Source organism: Bradyrhizobium sp. 23 (assembly GCF_023073295.1).
In the GTDB taxonomy this organism is placed as follows: Bacteria; Pseudomonadota; Alphaproteobacteria; order Rhizobiales; family Xanthobacteraceae; genus Bradyrhizobium; species Bradyrhizobium canariense_D.
Map to the genome: position 1 here is coordinate 54,173 of NZ_JADPJF010000097.1, position 18,464 is coordinate 72,636.

At 60.1% G+C, this 18,464-nt stretch carries 15 protein-coding genes and 1 pseudogene; 11 read left to right on the forward strand and 5 right to left on the reverse strand.

All coding sequences use genetic code 11. From position 1 onward, the window contains the following. Together IVB32_RS23580 and IVB32_RS23590 are read right to left on the reverse strand one after the other, a co-directional pair. Positions 1-1,163 (reverse strand): RHE_PE00001 family protein (locus IVB32_RS23580; RefSeq protein WP_249804620.1); only part of this gene is annotated, 1,163 nt, incomplete at its 3' end. A gap of 364 nt (positions 1,164-1,527) precedes the next feature. Continuing rightward, a complete protein-coding gene (locus IVB32_RS23590; RefSeq protein WP_247282207.1) occupies positions 1,528-1,935 on the reverse strand; it encodes a hypothetical protein in 408 nt (135 codons plus the stop codon). Between the two features lie 1,519 nt (positions 1,936-3,454). On the opposite strand from IVB32_RS23590, the gene repA reads away from it, so the two are divergent. From repA to repC, 3 genes are all read left to right on the forward strand, one after another. Beyond that, the gene (gene repA / locus IVB32_RS23595; RefSeq protein ID WP_247357290.1) at positions 3,455-4,657 is read left to right on the forward strand and encodes a plasmid partitioning protein RepA; all 1,203 of its coding nucleotides are present in this window, start codon (positions 3,455-3,457) and stop codon (positions 4,655-4,657) included. Continuing rightward, on the forward strand, positions 4,657-5,673 hold the full coding sequence (gene repB, locus IVB32_RS23600; protein ID WP_247282208.1) for a plasmid partitioning protein RepB: 1,017 nt from the start codon (positions 4,657-4,659) through the stop codon (positions 5,671-5,673). The genes repA and repB overlap by 1 nt, the downstream gene beginning before the upstream one ends. A 263-nt stretch (positions 5,674-5,936) precedes the next feature. Then, complete coding sequence (gene repC, locus IVB32_RS23605) at positions 5,937-7,169, forward strand: plasmid replication protein RepC (RefSeq protein ID WP_247282209.1); 1,233 nt, start codon at positions 5,937-5,939, stop codon at positions 7,167-7,169. A 26-nt stretch (positions 7,170-7,195) separates the two neighbouring features. Here the strand turns inward: repC and IVB32_RS23610 are convergent, their stop codons facing one another. After that, complete coding sequence (locus IVB32_RS23610; RefSeq protein WP_247282210.1) at positions 7,196-7,366, reverse strand: hypothetical protein; 171 nt, start codon at positions 7,364-7,366, stop codon at positions 7,196-7,198. Positions 7,367-7,769: 403 nt separating this feature from the next. On the opposite strand from IVB32_RS23610, the gene IVB32_RS23615 reads away from it, so the two are divergent. From IVB32_RS23615 to IVB32_RS23635, 5 genes and pseudogenes are all read left to right on the forward strand, one after another. Then, a complete protein-coding gene (locus tag IVB32_RS23615; protein WP_247282211.1) occupies positions 7,770-7,997 on the forward strand; it encodes a hypothetical protein in 228 nt (75 codons plus the stop codon). Between the two features lie 315 nt (positions 7,998-8,312). Then, positions 8,313-8,879, forward strand: coding sequence for a hypothetical protein (locus tag IVB32_RS23620; RefSeq protein WP_247357286.1), 567 nt, complete (start codon positions 8,313-8,315; stop codon positions 8,877-8,879). Beyond that, positions 8,876-9,613 (forward strand): hypothetical protein, encoded by a 738-nt coding sequence (locus IVB32_RS23625; protein WP_247357285.1) that lies wholly within the window; start codon positions 8,876-8,878, stop codon positions 9,611-9,613. The genes IVB32_RS23620 and IVB32_RS23625 overlap by 4 nt, the downstream gene beginning before the upstream one ends. A 266-nt stretch (positions 9,614-9,879) precedes the next feature. Beyond that, positions 9,880-10,281: pseudogene (locus IVB32_RS23630) on the forward strand (DNA-binding protein); the annotation flags it as partial. 266 nt (positions 10,282-10,547) lie between these two features. Next, positions 10,548-12,104, forward strand: a complete 1,557-nt coding sequence (locus IVB32_RS23635) for a porin (RefSeq protein WP_247357284.1) — start codon at positions 10,548-10,550, stop codon at positions 12,102-12,104. Between the two features lie 270 nt (positions 12,105-12,374). Here IVB32_RS23635 and IVB32_RS23640 read toward each other — a convergent pair whose 3' ends face one another. Beyond that, positions 12,375-13,283 (reverse strand): LysR family transcriptional regulator, encoded by a 909-nt coding sequence (locus IVB32_RS23640; RefSeq protein WP_247357283.1) that lies wholly within the window; start codon positions 13,281-13,283, stop codon positions 12,375-12,377. A gap of 344 nt (positions 13,284-13,627) precedes the next feature. Then, the gene (locus tag IVB32_RS23645) at positions 13,628-14,500 is read right to left on the reverse strand and encodes an isocitrate lyase/phosphoenolpyruvate mutase family protein (RefSeq protein ID WP_247357282.1); all 873 of its coding nucleotides are present in this window, start codon (positions 14,498-14,500) and stop codon (positions 13,628-13,630) included. A gap of 665 nt (positions 14,501-15,165) precedes the next feature. Between IVB32_RS23645 and IVB32_RS23650 the strand changes: the two genes are divergently transcribed. The 3 genes from IVB32_RS23650 to IVB32_RS23660 all read left to right on the forward strand — a co-directional run. Then, positions 15,166-16,746 (forward strand): ABC transporter substrate-binding protein, encoded by a 1,581-nt coding sequence (locus tag IVB32_RS23650; RefSeq protein WP_247357281.1) that lies wholly within the window; start codon positions 15,166-15,168, stop codon positions 16,744-16,746. Between the two features lie 128 nt (positions 16,747-16,874). After that, entirely contained in the window at positions 16,875-17,861 is a 987-nt protein-coding gene (locus tag IVB32_RS23655) for an ABC transporter ATP-binding protein (RefSeq protein ID WP_247411650.1), read from the forward strand. Then, a partial coding sequence (locus IVB32_RS23660; protein WP_247411653.1) for an ATP-binding cassette domain-containing protein occupies positions 17,858-18,464 on the forward strand: 607 nt, incomplete at its 3' end. The genes IVB32_RS23655 and IVB32_RS23660, both read left to right, overlap by 4 nt.

Here is an 18,464-nt window from a genome sequence, read left to right on the forward strand (position 1 = left end):
GCGCGATAGCGTCCCCGGCCAGTCGTCTCGCGAAGGTCGAGTTCGGCGACGAGGTTTTGGGCCGCACGGGCCGTGATCCCAAGCTCCGCCGCGATCATGCCGGCCGAGACGATCGGCCGGGTCAGCACGTAGTCGAGGAGCGCCGGCAGTTTCGAAGTGGCGCGCCGGCCGGCGAGTTTTCGGGCGAGGAGGTTTCTGGTCATCAGCCAGCGGTCGTGGTCCTTTAGGCCGGCCTCGGCGGCGGCCGTCATCGCCTCGAGCTGCACAACCAGCCGCGCTGCGACGTCGCGTGCCCGCCGACGCTCACGCGAGATGCTTTTCAGCCCTCCATGCAGGCACAACAGATAGCAGCGTGTCTTGCCGCGGTCGCGCAACACGCTAGCTGCGAGCAGGCACCCTAGCCAAGGCGTGTGCTCGAGCGGTTCAATCGCGTCCCAGGCATCCGCGGCGATTGCAGCCGCCAGAGTCGGCGGCAAATTGCGGGTCTCATCGACGACGGCGCGCCAGTCGTCGAGGCGGCCGTCCTCGTCCCAGTCCGGATCGTAGACGAGCGAGTCCCGCTCTGGCCACGACCGAAGCTCGTCGGCGAGTCTGCGCTCCGCCTTGGCGTTGGCGGCGTCGACCGCGGCGAAGGCTGCGGCCAGATGGAGATCGGTGTTCATGACGCCAAGCGGTCCGTCGAAACCCACCGCGTCCCGCTCTGCGTCCTCGTTGAGCCCGAGACGTTCCTCGACCTCCTCTCGCTCGCGCCGGCCCCGAAGGTCAGCCAGTCCGGAAACCGACAGCGCCCAATTGGGCTTCGCGTCGGCAATGCGCCGACGGGCACGCAGCACGGCGTGAGCCCGGGTCAGCTCGTGGGTGGGGGCGCGGACGTCCATGCCGGCGTCGTGGAGCACGAGGTCATCGAGGTGGACAAGTTCGCCGTCAAGCCACAGAGTGGCGCAAGCCTCGGCGAAGTGCATTCGGCTGATCGCACCGTCACGGATTGGGCTTTTGGCCAGTCGCTCGTCGAGGCGGGCGACAGCATCCTCGGCCGCGGCAAGCGGCCCCGCGAGCTGAGCCCAAGGCAGTGGATCGGCGATTTTGTAGCCGGAAGACAAGGCCTTGATAACCTTAAGAGGAAATGGCGAAACGGAACCTAACACACCTTTATGTTCCGTCATAGCGAGGCCTGTTCCCGCTCTCCTCTTGCTATCGATAAGCACGCCTTATCGATGGGGTGCCGCCGCAGTGCGATCAGCACGCGCAGCGCTGCAAATCACCAGCGCCAAGCTTCAGATCAACCACAAATCGCCACTCGTGCCAACCCTGCCCTGTTCCGGACCAGCCGCTCCGGTGACTGTCCCCTCCCCGGCAAAGCAGGCGCCCTCGAAAATCAGGCTGCGCGGAATGCAAGGTGAAGCGTAGGTAAAAACAGGTCCGGAAATTGACGCCCGCCGGACCGCCCTTGCCCAAAGCGAGAAAGGCGTCGAGCGAGCCGTGCGGTCTCAAGCTGCACCGGCACTGCGGCAATGAGGATCAGGCTACCTAATCTTCGAGCGCCTCCGCGGTGGCGCTGACCGAAAGATTTGTGCTGCCACGGCAACCGCCCTCCCCAGGGCCTGCGGCGACGTCAGACGCGTTCCGATTTCCTGCAGGCGAGCCAAAAGCTCGCGTGCCTCGTCTCAGTCGCTGATGAGCGCGATGAAGGGCGATGCGCCGATGAATCTCGTCATACGGGCCGTCGCGAAATCGTTTGGTGGGCTGTCCGCCGAGGAGTTGCCCCCTATGGCGCAGATCCGGGCAGAACTGGACGCCGCGGTCGAGGAAAAACGATGTCGGCTCGATCTCGAGCTCATGAGCGCGTGCCGATGCACTGTTCGGGTGAGGCGGACCTTTTTCCACCACCGTCAATTCCCGCGCCATCGCCTCGGTCTGTGAATTCTCGATATGCACGGCTATGGCATGCTCCTCTAGACGCAACTATCCCTAGGTGATTTCGATACAGGGAATACGGGAGCAGGCCGCGTTAGTAGGACCGCCAAGGTCGCTGGCCTTCCAGTGACGGGCGGCCTCAGGTCGACGTGCGGCTCTTTATGGTGCTGACTGGAACTTTATGGTTAACGGCTGATAAACGCCTCCCCTATTCCTCCGTCCTTTCCGCTCCCCTACCCTGCCCTTTCCGTCTCCGGACACGAGGCGCGCTTTGTTTCCATTGTTGCCGCCCTAGCTGACCTCGATCCGTCCCGGACGACCACAACCTCGTCGATGCCCTCGCCCGCGCTTGCGTGGTTTCAAGACAACCGATCCGAGACCCGCTCGGGTAAACCCTCGGCGCGGTGCGACCTGGATGCTGGAAGGCGCCAAGGAGGCGGAGCTGAGGAAGCCTCCGCCGACTACATCTGCATTCGCCCTCGGCTGCGAGCGGGAAATGGGCTGCACCGCCGTTGATCCGCATTGTGGCCCGTTCCGCGAAGATGAAGAGATGCCGTTCCTTCCGAACTGGATTGGCCGAGACCGGTTTCGGCGACACTGATCGCCCGACCGGCTCCGGTCTACCTCTTGCCCGTCGCGCCGCCATCCCTGCTGCTTTCTTAGTCCCGCCAGTCGCGTGGAGCGTGGGACCCAGCAACCCGGGATGGCACGGCGGGTGATCCGCATAGGACACCCGCGAGGGATAACAGGTCCTCAACCCCGTGCCTAAGCTCGAACGCCTGCCGCGCGAGGTCCACTGCTTCCGGGGTGTTGTGCCGCTTGGGAGCCGACCGTCCGCCAAAGCCCTTGATCGTCACGCTATGCGGGCTGACGTCGCGGTCGTGCTGTGCGAGCGCGACATGTTCGCAGCCGATGATCATGCGGCTTCGAGGGTGGAACGGCGGCTGGGAGCGCGCCGGCTTTAGCGGTGAAAGAGGGCACTTTCCCTCGCTGCAGCGCTGGCCGAGTCGGCTCGCCATTCCAAGCCGGCACGTGACGAATCGGTGCAAACGCAAGCGCCCGCATCTGGTGATCCGCTGGACGACTTGCTCGTGACGGGTCGCGGGACTCTCGACCTGCCATCCTTCCGACCTGCCATCCTTCGCGTCTGCACGGTCTCGGCGCGGGCGCCGCGCAGCGGATGTTGCGGTTGCGGCTGAGCGGAGCGCGCCAGGGCTCAACGCTGAATTTTGATCCGAATGGGGCGGTGATAGAGTTCGAGCGCGAGTCGATTGTGGGAACTGCGTCGGAGAAAGTTGACCGCGGTCAACTTCTGTTTAGAGCGGCGCCTTCGCAGCAGCCGCGCAGGCTACGTGCCGAGAGTTGACCGCGGTCAACTTTAGACCACCCGTGGGCCGATTCGGACCGTTAAGGATTGGTTTACCCTTTAACTGTTGCGAGACCGGCCAGAATCGGGCGTAATAGCCACGCTTTGCGCATGCCGTGTACCCGAAATTCGTAACTACGCGAGAAAGCCGTGGCCCTGAACGACCAACAAGCGATGGCGTCAATCACGCCTGGCGCGCCGCAGGCGATCCACGACACGATCGCGGCAGACGCGCGGGAACTGTCGGCGAAGCTGCACGCCCACCGAACGAAGCTGTTCCCGCCGAAAGCACGCAAGCATCTGCGCCGCTTTACGTCTGGCGAAGTCGCTAAGCTCGTCGGCATTAATGACGGCTACCTCCGCCAATTGTCGCTGGAGGGCAGGGGCCCTCAGCCGGACACCAGCCCATCGGGTCGAAGGTCGTACACATTCGACGATATTCAAAGTCTTCGTACTTATCTCGATGAATCCGGCAAGGGTGCGCGCCGATACCGACCGTATCGCGTCGCGGGCGAACAGTTGCAAGTCATTGGCGTCGTTAATTTCAAGGGAGGGTCGGGGAAGACCACCACGGCCGCGCATCTCGCCCAACATCTCACCTTGCAGGGCTATCGAGTGCTTGCGATCGATCTGGATCCGCAGGCCTCGCTCTCCGCGCTGCACGGCTACCAGCCAGAGTTTGACGTCGAGGAAAACGGAACTCTGTACGGCGCCATCCGCTACGACGACGCGCGTCGCGAACTGAATGAGATCATTCGGCAGACTTACTTTTCGGGGCTCGACATCGTTCCCGGCAACATCGAACTGATGGAATTCGAACATGAAACCCCGAAAGCGCTCGCTGCGCGCCAGTCGGGTGACCCGCTGTTCTTCGCCCGCGTTGCCCGTGCCCTCGCCACGGTTCAGGACCGCTACGATATTGTCGTGATCGATTGTCCGCCTCAACTCGGATTTCTCACGCTTTCTGCGCTCTGCGCAGCAACGGCAATTCTGATCCCTGTGCATCCGCAGATGCTCGATGTCATGTCGATGTGCCAATTTCTAATCATGACATCCGACCTCCTTGCCGTCGTGGCTAAAGCAGGCGGCAACATGAATTACGATTGGATGCGCTATCTCGTCACGCGTTATGAGCCCGGCGATGGACCGCAGGCCCAAATGGTCGGCTTTATGCGCTCGCTGTTTGGCGACCGCATGGTCACGAACATGATGCTGAAAAGTACGGCGATCTCGGACGCGGGCATCACGAAGCAAACGCTCTATGAGGTCAGCCGCGATCAGTTCACACGGGCTACCTACGACCGCGCCATGGAATCGCTGGACAGCGTCAATGGTGAAATCCAAAGCCTCATCCAGGCTGCGTGGGGGAGGGCCTAATGGGTCGAAAAAACCTGCTTGCGGACCTCATTGATGACAAGTTGACCGCGGTCAACGAACAACCGTCAGGTGAGCCCAGCGACAATCGCAGACCAACCCAGCCAACACTTGGGTCGCGCGGAGCGGTCGGCGCCATGAGCCGTTCACTCGAGATGCTGTCCGCGGAGCGCGATGCCGCCAAGGCCTTGACCGAGCAACTCACCACCGGTCAAACCGTCGTCGAGATCGCCCCAGATTTGATCGACGCCTCGATCGTTCCCGATCGTATGACGAGCGTGGACGAGAAGCACTCTGCCCTCGTTGAATCGATCCGCGCCAATGGGCAGTTGGTTCCCATCCTCCTTCGCCCGCATCCGTCCAGCCCGGGCCGGTTTCAGATTGCCTATGGCCATCGTCGCGTTCGTGCGCTCGCCGAACTTGGCCGCCCTGCGCGGGCCGTGGTCCGCGACCTTAGCGACGAAGACCTGGTGGTGGCACAAGGCAAGGAGAATGGTGAGCGGGAGGATCTGTCCTTTATTGAGCGGGCAACTTACGCCGCCGCGCTCGAGGATCGTGGATTCAAGCGCGAGATCATCATGGCGGCGCTCAGCGTCGACAAGACGGAGCTCTCCCGCCTCATCACGGTCGCGCGGGCCCTTCCCCGGAGCCTACTCGATGCAATCGGACCAGCGCCAAAAACCGGCCGCCGGCGCTGGATGGAGTTGGCGGAGCGGCTTGTAGGCCGCCACGACCAAAAGGTATTGGCCGACAGCGTTGCCAGCGATCGGTTTGTGCGCGCTACTTCCGATGAACGGTTCGCGATAACTATGGCCGCGCTGGCGCCCCGCAAGCCCAAAGTTGCACGGCCGACAACCTGGGCGGACGACGGAGGCAAAAAGATCGTGAAGATTGAACGTCGCGCAGATCGCATCACGCTAGCTGTAGATGAAAAGGCCGCGCCTGCGTTTGGAGACTTTGTTATTTCGCGGCTGCCGGAACTCTACCGGGCATTTCTCGATGGAGGCACCGATGAGTGACATCGGGCGTCTTGCCGCTTTGGATATGGCGCTGCCTGGACCTCACACGGTCGGGCGGCGCGATGCGTACCCGCGTTTCCGTCCTCTCACCGTAGGAGCATAGCGGAAAAGAAAAAAGGCCCCCGGAACGTCTCCGTCCGAAAGCCTTCTCTCGTCACGTTTGGCGACTGACAGAGAATCACTTTCACGAATCGCAGTCAAGCGTCTTTAGCGACGGCACCGTTTTGGTGAGCGGATTTTCTTTGCCCGCATGAGGCAAAGACATGCAGTCACACTCCCCAACGACGCCCTTTGGGCGGCGATCGCTGACGCTTGCCCATGTGGCAAGCCAGATGGTCGCAACCGAACGTCCGCCCGAAAAGATCGTCCATAAGTGGAAGATCTTCCACGCCATCTGCACGGCACGGCCGCGCCTTGGAGTGTCGGAGCGCTCGCTCTCGGTCTTGAACGCGCTCTTAACGTTCCATCCCGAGACCGCACTGACGGGGGCAGGCGATCTGATTGTCTTCCCGTCCAATCATCAACTCAGTCGGCGGGCGCACGGCATGCCAGCGTCAACGCTGCGACGTCACCTCTCTGTGCTGGTCGACGCGGGCCTGATCGTTCGGCGCGACAGTCCCAATGGCAAGCGGTATGCGCGGAAGGACAATGCCGGCGACATCGAGCTCGCGTTCGGCTTCGATCTGTCGCCGCTGGTCGTGCGCTCGGAGGAGTTCGAGAGCCTGGCGGCCGATATCGAAGCCGAGGCCCGCGCACTCAAGCTCGTACGAGAGCGCATCACCCTGTGCCGGCGCGACATCGCGAAGATGATTGCAACTGGCATCGAAGAAGCCGTTCCGACGCGAAGGGGAGGGCAGGGGCCTGCCGATTGGCAGGTTGTGCACGCTGCCTTCCGCGCGATCGTCGATCAGATTCCGCGCACGGCTACGCGCCAGGAGCTCGAGCCGATCGCCGACGAGTTGTCTCAGCTTGCCGATGACGTGCTCAATCTTCTGGAAGAACACATTAAATCCAAGAATCCGGGCGCCAATGAGTCCCACTCTGAGCGCCACATACAGACTTCAAATCCAGATACCCCAATTGATCTTGAACCTGTCTTCCGAGAAGGCAGGGCGGCGGGAGCTGAGCCCAAACCTCAACCGTCGCGAGTCGGGGAGGGGGCTTATCCGTTGGGAATGGTCCTGAGTGCGTGTCCCGACATCGTCGATTATGCGAAGGGTGGGGTTTCGAACTGGCGCGATTTCCTCGCTACCGCGGCCGTTGTGCGATCGATGCTGGGGATCAGTCCGAGCGCCTGGGAGGAGGCTCAAAAGGTTATGGGCGAGGTGCCCGCGGCCATCGTCGTCGCGTGTATCCTGCAGCGCGGGACGGCGATCAATTCCGCCGGCGGCTATCTGCGCGGTCTGACGCGAAAAGCCGAGGTCGGCGAGTTTTCGCTTGGCCCGATCCTGATGGCGCAGATCAATTCTCGCCGCCGAGACAAGCAGCGGGCGTGAGGCGATGAGGCGCCGCCCCCAAACCTTTACGTTTCTCGTGGATCGAAGAGGCCAGTCCAACCGGCTGCGGCGGTGTCGACGCAAAGCTGTTCGCAGAGATCGTCATGGCAAAACACCACCCGATCCTCACTCTGTTTTTCCAGCCTCGTCATGGAGGCGCCGCTGAGCAGCGGATGAACGCGGCGCGGTTCGCGCACGGGGGCCGATCCTTGGGGGCGCTAATCCCGTTGGATGGGAGATGGTCGAGCACGCCGTTCCGGGACAACAGACTTTCGCGTCTGGTGCAACTTAGACGGTCGCCTCCAACCGCAGCCGAGCAGCGACAGTCTTTTTGAGGAGCTTCTGGAGAGAGGCTAATGAAGAGACGAGATCGGTGCCGCGATCCATGGACCGTTCCGCTCGATGCGAGTGGGTGCGGTTTTCCTTCGACGGCCGGCAGTCAGGCCGGCAACGTTCTCAACCTCCTCCGGAGCACCAGTAGTATCGATCTACGTATAGCCTCGCAGAAGATCTCCAAGGCGAGGCAAGTACCTGCCTATCTTAAGCGGAACGATACGACGCCTCAAGGAACGCACTTTCTCTCCATCGGATAGGGCGGGATTGACCAGCAGCATCGTGCTTGGAATGACAGCCCTTTTTCAAATGGACATGTTCGAGGGAGGAGTGATCGATGCTGCGCCGCTGCACCAGGGCGCTGACCTCTTCCTGCCGCTGCTGGAGAAGTGGACAGCCATTGAAGACTATGAACCGGTCGACGGGCTAAACTTTGCCGAGGGATTGCGCGATTTGGATCCCAGGACGCGTTGTCGGCGATCGAGCGGAGATTGAAGCAGGTGCTTGGTTCGAATGATATCGATCTTCTAGATTCTGACACGGCAGCACACGTTGGGCATGCACGACGACGTTACGTGAAAGACAGCATCTTCTGCCGCTTTCATTTCTCGAGAGAGTGGTCGCCCGATGTTCCTACAACGGGGCATCCGGAGCCGTCTCTATGATAGCCGCGCACGGCACGCAAACCGCGCTAGATGTATTGCTGGAAATCCACACGGGCGCCACAACGCGGTACGTTCGATCTTGATCCGAAGACCCCTTGTGGTCTACTGTCCTTTGTCCTAGGACAGCGGACGAGAGCGAATCTGCATGAAAAGTCAAGACGTTGTTATATTGCTGAAGCTCGTGAGCCTTGAGCAGGCCAAAAATGAGGGCGACGCGCATCTTGTGGAGGCTGCGCATAACGATGACCCGTACTCAGTACGCAGCCTGGAGTTAGCCCTTGGTATCAGCAAGACAGAGGTCAATGCGTCGATCAACCGGAGCGTTTCGTCGGGACTTGCGGTCAAAGATCGGGAAACCGGCCAGGCAAAGCCCAACCGCCGCAATCTCTATAATTTCGTGGTGCACGGATTGAAGTTCGTTTTCCCGGCTAAACCGGGTGCGATGACCCGGGGCATCCCCACCGCCTTTGCGGCCGCCCCGCTTAAAAATCTTCTGATCAGCGCAGGAGAGTACATTTACGTCTGGCCGTACGCCAAAGGCAAGGACATGGGGCAGGCGGTAGACCCGCTGTTTAAAAGCGTACCCCAGGCCATTCAAAAAGACGATCGCCTGTACGAGTATCTGGCCCTTATCGATGGTGTCAGGCTTGGACATCAAAGGGAGGCTGGGCTCGCGGCCGAGCGTTTATCGGAAAGGCTTCTCAGAAAATGACCACCGTTAAAGGCCAATTGCTTCATATGTTGCAAACGGTCGCGCAGTCTTTGGGAGATGAACTGCGCGAGCGGCTGGTGTTTGTTGGCGGTTGCACAACAGCCCTTTTCATTACGGACGAGATCGTGCTCGAAGGCGTTCGGGCAACCGATGACGTGGATCTGATCGTTGATCTCGTCGGGCATGCGCAATGGGCTCAACGGCAAGACCAGTTGCGTCAGAAGGGGTTCGTGGAATCTCCGGAAGACGAGGTCATTTGCCGCATGCGGCTCGGCGACCTCAAAGTCGATTTCATGCCGGATGATGAAAGCATTCTCGGCTTTAGCAATCGCTGGTACGCCAAAGGCATCGAGACGCCGGTCACGTGTCACCTGAACGAGACATTGAACATCAAGCGCCTCACGCCGGAACTGTTCGTGGCGACAAAGTTGGAAGCATATCTCGGCCGCGGCAACGACGATCTCCTAGGCAGCAGTGACATCGAGGACATCCTTCTCGTCGTTGATGGGCGAGAGGAACTCGTGGCTGAAATCCAAAACGCAGACGATGATGTTCGCTGCTACATTGCAGAGAAGTTCAAAGCGCTCTTAGGTCATGAGGATTTTGATCATTTTCTCGACGGCAATATCAAGGGACCTGAAGGCCGGGTCGATATTGTACGAGAGCGCTTTGTCGCCATAAGCCAGAGCGATGCTGGCGAGCGAGAGGGGAATGGAGATCAATCGGCGCAGTGAGCAATGAAAGAGGACGCGCGATAACCGGGATTGCGGGGGATTCGGAGTGCGCGCCGATGCCGTGTTATGTCTCCTTCTCGACGGATCAACCTCTGCCCCAACAAGCGGTGACCTTGCCCGCCAGATTATCCGCGATGTCGTAGACTGGTGCGTCGCCACAGACGAAGCCGCAATGGCAGAAAGCCTCAGCCGGCAATTGCGCCGCACTCATCGCAGTTTATCTCGGCTATTTCCGCGGGACAGCGTGAGCTACGTGCTCGCCCAACGTGGTGAACCAACGCCTGCGACTCGCCTCGGTTTCGCCCGCGCTGCTCGAGGTCTATGCCGACGAGGGCATGTCGCTCGAGCAGTTGATGGCCTTCGCCGTCACCGCGGATCACGGCCGCCAGGAGCAGGTCTGGCAGACCATCTCCGGCTCTTGGCAGAAAGAGCCTTATCTGATCCGCCGCATGTTGACGGAGAAGTCGGCGCGCGCCTCCGACCGTCGCGCCATGTTTGTTGGCCTAGATGCCTACGAGGCGGCCGGTGGCGTGGTGCTGCGCAACCCGTTCCAGTCCGACGACGGCGGCTGGCTCGAGGACGTCGCTCTGCTCGACGGTCTGGTCGCTGAGAAGCGAAAGGCAGAGGCGGAAACGATCGCCACCGAAGGCTGGAAGTGGATCGAGCTCCCAGGGTGCGAAGCTCATCGGCCAGTACGACAGCTCAGCGCTTCGTCGCTGGGTGGCATCCGACCGCTCGCCTGGACCTGCGCAGCAACACGCGCTTAGCCCTACGTATCTTGCGGCCGAGAAGTCGATTGGATGACTCCAGTTCTCATGTGATCCATCGTGAAATCCGAACCTGCCATCGGATTACTTGATCTCCGTCACCAAACGATTGCGTCCCAACGATACTGCGTCGGCCGCACAAATCTGACCTCCAGTGGATAGGGACAATGACACTCTCAGAAACGAACTTTCGCTTACTTCGAACAATCAAGAATGTTGTTTTGACTCTTGCGTCGGCGTCTCTCGCGTCGAGTGGGGCACAAGCTGCTGACCTGCCAGTCAAAGCCAGAGCAGTGGAGTACGTGAAGGTTTGCTCACTGTACGGCGCTGGCTTCTACTACATCCCTGGCTCGGACACTTGCATCAAGCTTGGCGGATATCTGCGCGCTGACGTTGTCGCGAATAGCAACAGCGATTTTGACCCGGCCGCCAATGGCGTAGCGGGAGCACGCAACCGTCTAGGCAACAGCTACACTTGGCGCGCTCGTGAAGGACTGAGCATCGACACGCGCACCGCGACTGAGTACGGCCTCGTTCGCACCTATTTCTCGGGCGTGTTCACCTGGACGTCAGGCGGCTATACTGGCGCCGGCACGAGCGCCGTCAATGGGGCGACCGCTTACACAACGTCGACCGCTTCACAGGTCGCTGGTGGTTCGCTCGGCGTCTACTCCGCCTTCATTCAGTTCGCAGGCTTTACGATGGGTAAGGCCGTCTCACAGTTCTCGGCGCCCTGGACCAACTATCCAGGCAACGACTTCGATGATCTTCCGGGCGGCGGCGGATGGGTCACCGGCGTGAACCAGTTCACCTATACCGCTGACTTCGGACAAGGCATCACAGCCGCTTTCTCAGCCCAGGATCAGGTCGCCTACGGCACGACCAATATCTGGAATGTAAGTGGAGCAACGGCGGCCGCTCTCGCCACCGGTGCGTACGGTACTAACAACATCGGCGGTTCATCGTCTCCAGACCTCATCGCGATGGTTCGTATTGACCAGGCGTGGGGTCTCTTCCAGGCGTCGTTCGCGGCGCACGACAACCATGCTGGGTACTACGGTGGCGACGAAGCGACCGGGCATCCGGACGACAAGTGGGGCTGGGCTGCTGCTTTGGCCTTGTCAATCAAGAACATCCCGACCGGAGCCGGTGACACGATCAACGTGTCAGGCGCTTATACCAACGGCGCGACCCGCTACAACTTCAACGATTTGATGCCAACCACCTACGCGATGTACGGCGGCACGGGGCTGGCAGGTGCTTATCAGAGCGTCGGCCTGGCGGGCTTGTCTGACTCCGTGTTCGTTGCCGGTGCGGGCCAGGAGCTAACCAAGACGTACGGCTTCCATGCTGGTTACACCCACAACTGGGATCCTCATTGGAATAGTGCCATCTACGGCGGCTGGGGCGCCGTTCGGTATAACAGCGCAGCGAAGGGCTACATCTGCGGTGCATTCGTAGCCAACCTTGCGCTGTCGAGCGGCAATGCTGGCTGTAATCCTGATTTCAACTATGGGGTTGTCGGCGTCGTCACGCGCTGGACACCGGTCAAGAACCTGACCTTCACGGCAGATCTAGCCTACACCATGCTCGACCAAAAGTACACGAGCGGAAGTACAGTGACACTGCCTGTGCAGTCTGCGGTCGCCAAGCCGGCGGCTCTTTACGAATTGAAAGATCAGAGCACGCTGACCCTGCTCTTGCGGGCTCAGCGGAACTGGTGAGGCTCTGTCTAAACCAGCGGAAGGAGAAAAGAGGGCTCAAAAAACGAAGTTAACCTCCAAGGAGGCCTCCGGCATGCCCGCCGGGGGCCTTCTGCAAAATAGTATCTAAATCAGAGCTGAGCATACGGCGGCTTCAAACGGCGTTGAAGGACCCTTTTTCTTGGTCCAGACGAAGGGCCGAGCGTCGTCGTTGTGGGCTTTGCTCTCACGTTCAAGAAAAGCGGGTGCTAGGTGAGATATTCAGCAAGCTGGAATGCTGCTACGACAATCTTATGCCGTCTCCGCAAGGGCGGTCTTCTTACAAAGACGAACGAGCCACCGGCAAAAAGCGCGAGACATTTCGGGATTATCGCCTCGGTCGACAGCATAGGCGCGATACTGCATGCCGCTCGGAGTGCGCGATCGTGGAATCACATTGAGAGCTCCACCACGTACCAGGTCACTTACAATGATTTCGGGCGCGACGAGAAGACATTTGCCCGTCATCACCGCCGGCAGGGCCAGGTAATTGTGATCATATCGCGCTCCCGATTTTATATCCTTTGGGGTCAGGTTCATGGCCCGCAGCCATGTCGGCATTATGTCAGGCCGGGATGTGATGTTCAGGATGGGTACTGTGCGAACAACCGGGAGGCTCTTGCCATCGACGTGATTTGGTGAGCCCACACATACGAGTTGCTCGTTGTAGAGTTCCCAATCATCTGCCGGCTCGATGACGGAAAGATCCCGTGTGATCAAAATGTCGTAATCGTCGGACGACGTCGGTTGCGAAAGTGAGCTAATCACATCCACAACTACGCCGCCCATTTCATTAGAAAAAGCTTGGAGATTTGGAATCAGAAAGGCGTAAGCGAAAGTCGAGAGTGACGTGCGGACTACAATCCGATTGGTGTCTCGACGATTCCGGCGGCGCATTCTCTTAGCGGTGAAGCAAACGGTATCTAGCGGTTCTGCAACCGTGTTCGCAAAAAGCCGTCCGAATTCCGTCAATTCGCTACGCCGGCCGCGACGCTGCATGAGGTCACTGCCCAGATACTCCTGCAGCACGGCGAGGTAGCGGCTGACCGAACTCTGGGTCATTCGCAAGGCGCTAGCCGCGCGGGTTACGCTTCCCTCGCGCGCAATTGTGACGAATACCCGGATCGCATTGAGTGGCACTTCATCCGTTTCGGTAGCCATTTTGTGCTCCGGAATTTCGGGCATGCCCGTCAGTTCTCGCAGGAGGGCATTGCCAGAAATCAATCGTCCATCACATTATTCGATGATCGTAGCCGGGTTACTAGATACCAACTGCAGGTCGCGCGCGAAAGCGATTTCGCTCAGACGCGGTGCAATCCGTGCGAACGAGCTCACTTCTAGGTGCGCACATTGGTTTCCAAAGGCGCGACGAAATAGTGCCGTTAAATCGGCTGGCGTGATCGCTCTTTGCGCGGTAGGAGAGGGGCGTTTACAGCAATTGTCGAACAGCAAAAACTGCGCCCGAGCAGAGTTCAGACGCAATGACGCCGTCTTGGACAAGAGATCTAGCGAAGGAAGCGAGCTTCGGCCGCCTTGACGCTATCCACGTTCTGGAGGTCGAAAATCTCTTCGACCGGCAGAATATCCTTGTGGACGTTCTGGACGCCGCCATCGGCAATGATTCGGCGGAAGGTCTCTCTCATCGCAGTTGCAGCAGCGCGGATACCGTAATTGCCGTAGATTATTACGCGGATATTCCCGAGTGCTTTGACCCGCTCGGCGTCGAGATCCGGGTACGCGTTCGGAACGATCGCTAGCGGCACCGATCCGCCCCAGGCGCGCGAAAAGCTTTCGATCTCTGATGCATCCTTCTTTTTCGAATGGATTAGCACCATTTCGGCGCCGGCCTCTTCGTAAGCTTTTGCTCGTTGCAGAGCTTCCGTTTCGCCGAGACCCGCAATCAGGGCTTCGGTGCGGGCGATTACGAGAAAATTGGGGTCTCGTCTTGTCGCAACAGCGGCCTCGATCTTGCCCTGGAACTCCTCGATGCGGAGCAGTTCCTGGCGTCCGCCAGCCATAAGGCTTGTCACTTTCGGAAAGGTTTTGTCTTCGATTACCACAGCGCTGGCGCCAGCTCGCTCGTATTCGTGAACGGCGTGGATCACGTTGATTGCATTGCCATAACCGGTGTCAATGTCAGCGATGATCGGCAGCGTCGTGCGTCCAGCGATCGAGCGCAGCATGTCGAGATGCTGGGTCATCGAGATCAGGCTCATATCCGGCAGACCGTAAAGCGCGGAGAGTTCGAAGCCCGATGCCCATAAAGCATCGAACCCGGCCTCTTCGGCCAGCAGAGCCGAAAGAGGGCTATGGGCGGCCATGACATGGATGAGACCGGTCTCGTCCAGGCGAGTACGAAGGCGTTTGACGGAGGACATCGGAAAATCCTTCTTTCGCGGATACGGCTCGCCATCACTGGGCGCGGTCACCTCAGGCACTCTGATCGCGCAATTGGGCCGCGCCAGCGGTCATGATCTTAGCTTTTTGGGGGCCGGACGACATCTGAGTCGGTCTTAAACGAGAGACAAGAGTCAGCACCTAAGTGAAAAGCGGAAATCTTGCCGGTTTCTAATTGCTCTTAAGCGGGCCGACCAATGGTGTGATCGCATTCTTGCGATCTAATGATCAACCATCTCGATGATGGCGTCGTGTCTCGTTGCACCTCAGAGCTGGTCAAGAAGCTAGGGGGGACATCGTTTCCGCGCGACACTTGATCACTCGAGACCATGTTGGTTGCGCTAACAGTGAGAGCGCTGATGACGTTTTAGTTGGGCAGCGTCCTCAGCCCAACCGGGAGCGACCCAGTTCCGAGGAGGCACCGTTCTCTGCCCGGAAGCCTCATGTCATCTCATCTGCGCACGTGAACATCGACTTAGTCGATGAATGTCATCGCAGCGTAGCATTTCGCGGCTCTAACGTCGGACAGGTTTGGCAAACACGAGATCAGCGATCTTAGTTTTCGACCGCTGCGAGGATCTGTTGATCGCCGCAAGGTCAAGGCTATGCGTTCCGTACTGATTGAAGCGAATTCCGGGAGACGGTGATGACCCGCAGCCATCTGACACGGCGAGAGGCTTTGACTGGTGCGATCGCAGCAGGTTTGTTGCCGACCGCGAGCACCGCCTGGGCTGAGAGCGACGGCAAGAAACCAGCCCGGCGGCGATTAAGAGTTGGCATGTCGGGCTTTCCCCGCACGTTTGACCCAGTCATCGCAACCGACACCGCCATTCGGCGGATCATGCCACAGCTGTTTGAGAGCCTCATTGGCTTTGACCACGCCAATGGGATGGTGCTGCGGCCGGCATTGGCCGAACGTTGGGAGCGAGTTGATGCGCAGTCGCTGCGGCTGTTCCTGCGCAAAGGCGTGGCGTTCCACGACGGAAGCCCGCTGACTGCCGAAGATGTCGCCTTTAGCCTCGGGCCCGACCATCTCTTAGGACCGGGCCGCAGCGGAATGTCCGATGCGCTGCAGTCGCTGGACCGGATCGACAAAGTGGATGTCGTCGATCCCTATACGGTCATTGTCCACGCCAAAGGGAACGACGCACTGCTTGAGCAGCGTCTGGCTTCCTGGGGAGCGGAGATCGTCTGTAAGCGCGCGTTCACCGCCGCGGGCTCGTGGGAGCGCTGGACGGCAGCTCCAGTAGGGAGCGGCCCGTACAAGATCGTCAATCACAAGCTCGACATCCATGTCACGTTGACTGCGCACGATGCATATTGGGGCGGACGGCCACCATTTGAGGGCGTCGAATATCGCATTATTCCCGAGCTTTCCGCGCGCGTGAACGGCCTTCTTGCGAACGAGCTCGACCTCATCACTGACATCCCACCGGATCAATTCGAGCGTATCGAGAAGCGCGCCGATCTCCAGATCTCGGGCGGGCCAGTACAGAATATCCGCTCGCTCGTGCTCGACCAGAACGATCCAGTGCTGAAAGATGTGCGGATCCGCCGTGCGATGAGCCTTGCGCTCGATCGCAAGCTCTTGATCGAGAGCCTGTGGGCGAACCGTCTGCCGATTCCGAATGGCTATCAACTCGCGAGTTATGGCCAGGGCTACATCGAGGATTTCCCCGCGCTGCTTTATGATCCTGATAAGGCCAAGGAGCTGGTCGCTGCGGCGGGCTACAAAGGAGAGCCGATCATTTATCGGCTCCTCAACAACTACTACCCCAATCAGATCTCTGGCGCGCAAACCATGATCGAGATGTGGCGTGCAGTCGGCCTGAACGTCAAAATCGAGATGATGGAAAACTTTGCCCAAGTTCAGCGCCAGCCGGTGCGGGCGATCTTCGACACCTCCAACACGGCGTTGTTTCTGGATCATCTTGGCCATCCCTGGCGTGAATACGGCCCCAGCGGCGCCCTGCCGAAGTCGGTTGGGGTCTGGAAGAACGAGGAGTATTTCGCCTTGGGCGCGCAGCTCCAGGAGACCGCTGAGCCCGAGCAGCGCCGTCCAATCGTCCGCCGCATGCTCGAGATTATCAATGACGTCGATCCACCCTGTGTGATTTTGCATGTGTCCGGCCAGTTCTATGGCAAGCGGCGCGACGTACCCTGGTTGCCGGGGCTGACGCTCGATCTCAATTTCGGCCCATTCAACAGCGCCTTGATCCGGACCTGATTCAGGATGAATGACGCGTTCCTCCGCTTGCGCGCAGATCCACCACGTGGGCTGCCCGGCTCCCGCAATTCCTACGACGCCGCCCGCGAGGAGCAGCCGCGTCGACGCTGGCAGGACAGGGAGCTCAGATGACACCACTTCTTGAGATCACAGGGCTGCAGGTCGCTTTCGACCAGGTGCCGGTGCTGCGTGGAATAAATCTTAGTCTCCGCCGTGGCGAAGCGCTGGGCATGGTCGGCGAAAGTGGTTGCGGAAAGTCGGTGACCTGGCTTGCGGCGCTTGACCTCTTGGGGGCACGCGCCCGGACGGCAGGCAGCGTACGCTTTGCTGGCGAAGAGCTTCTCCATGCTCCCGCCCGTCATCTGGAACAGGTGCGTGGTCGCCGAATTGCAATGATCTTTCAGGATCCGACCAGCGCGCTCAATCCCGTGCGTACCGTGGGCGATCAGATCGGCGAAGCTCTGCAGCTCCATCGTGGGATGGACAGGCGCAGCGCGCTGAATGAAGCGCGTCGTCTGCTGGATCAGGTCGGCATTCCCGATGCGGCGCGACGGCTTGGCGGCTATCCGCACGAGTTTTCCGGTGGGCAGAATCAGCGGGTCATGATTGCCATGGCGCTTGCGGGACAGCCCGACATCCTCATCGCCGATGAACCCACCACCGCTTTGGACGTCACTATTCAGGCGCAGATCCTTGAGCTTCTGCAAGAGATCCAACGCGAAAGAGGCATGGCGCTGGTCCTGATCTCACATGATCTGGGCGTTGTCGCCGAGATCTGCGAGCGCGTGCTGGTGCTTTACGCCGGGCACATCATTGAAGAAGCACCCGCCGTGCGTCTGTTCGACCATCCCACTCATCCATATACACGCGGGCTTGTTGGGGCCCTCCCGAATCTGGACGGGCCTCGGCAGCGCCTCGCCGCCATTCCCGGTGTCGTTCCGAGCCCGGCGGACCTTCCGCCAGGATGTCCCTTCGCGCCACGCTGCGACCTGCGCACGGACCGGTGTGGCGAATGCACTGTCGAATTGACGTCTGTGGAGGATAATGCCGACCACAGAATTGCCTGCCTGCATGTCACCGGCCAGCGGTGCCAGGACGAGACCGTCGCCGCATGACGATGACGGTCGCACCGCTTCTTCAAGCCGATGGGCTTGTCCGACGATATTCCTTGCGCCAGGGCCTGTTTCGGGGCCACTCGACGGTCCACGCCGTCAATGGACTGTCGCTGTCTCTGGCCAGCGGCAAGACGCTCGGACTTGTTGGCGAATCGGGCTGCGGAAAATCCACCGCGGGCCGGCTTCTCATTGGCCTGGAACGACCGGATGCGGGCACCGTCAGCTTCGGCGGAGAAGAGTTGCCGCCGATGGGCGATATCCGTTGGCGGCATCTCAGGATGCGAATCCAAATGGTATTTCAGGACCCGCTGGGGGCGCTCGATCGCCGGCTGACGATCGGGGCGCAAATCGCAGAACCGCTCGAAATTCATCGGATCGGCAGCAAGTCCGAAAGAGCGGACCTGATCAATAGGCTCCTCGCTGACGTTGGCCTCAGAACCGATCACGGGGCGCGCTATCCTCATGAACTCTCAGGTGGCCAACGCCAGCGTGCGGTGTTGGCACGAGCACTCGCGACCGATCCGGACCTCATCGTGTGCGACGAGCCGGTGTCCGCGCTCGACGTCTCGATCCAGGCTCAAGTCGTCAATCTTCTGCGTGACC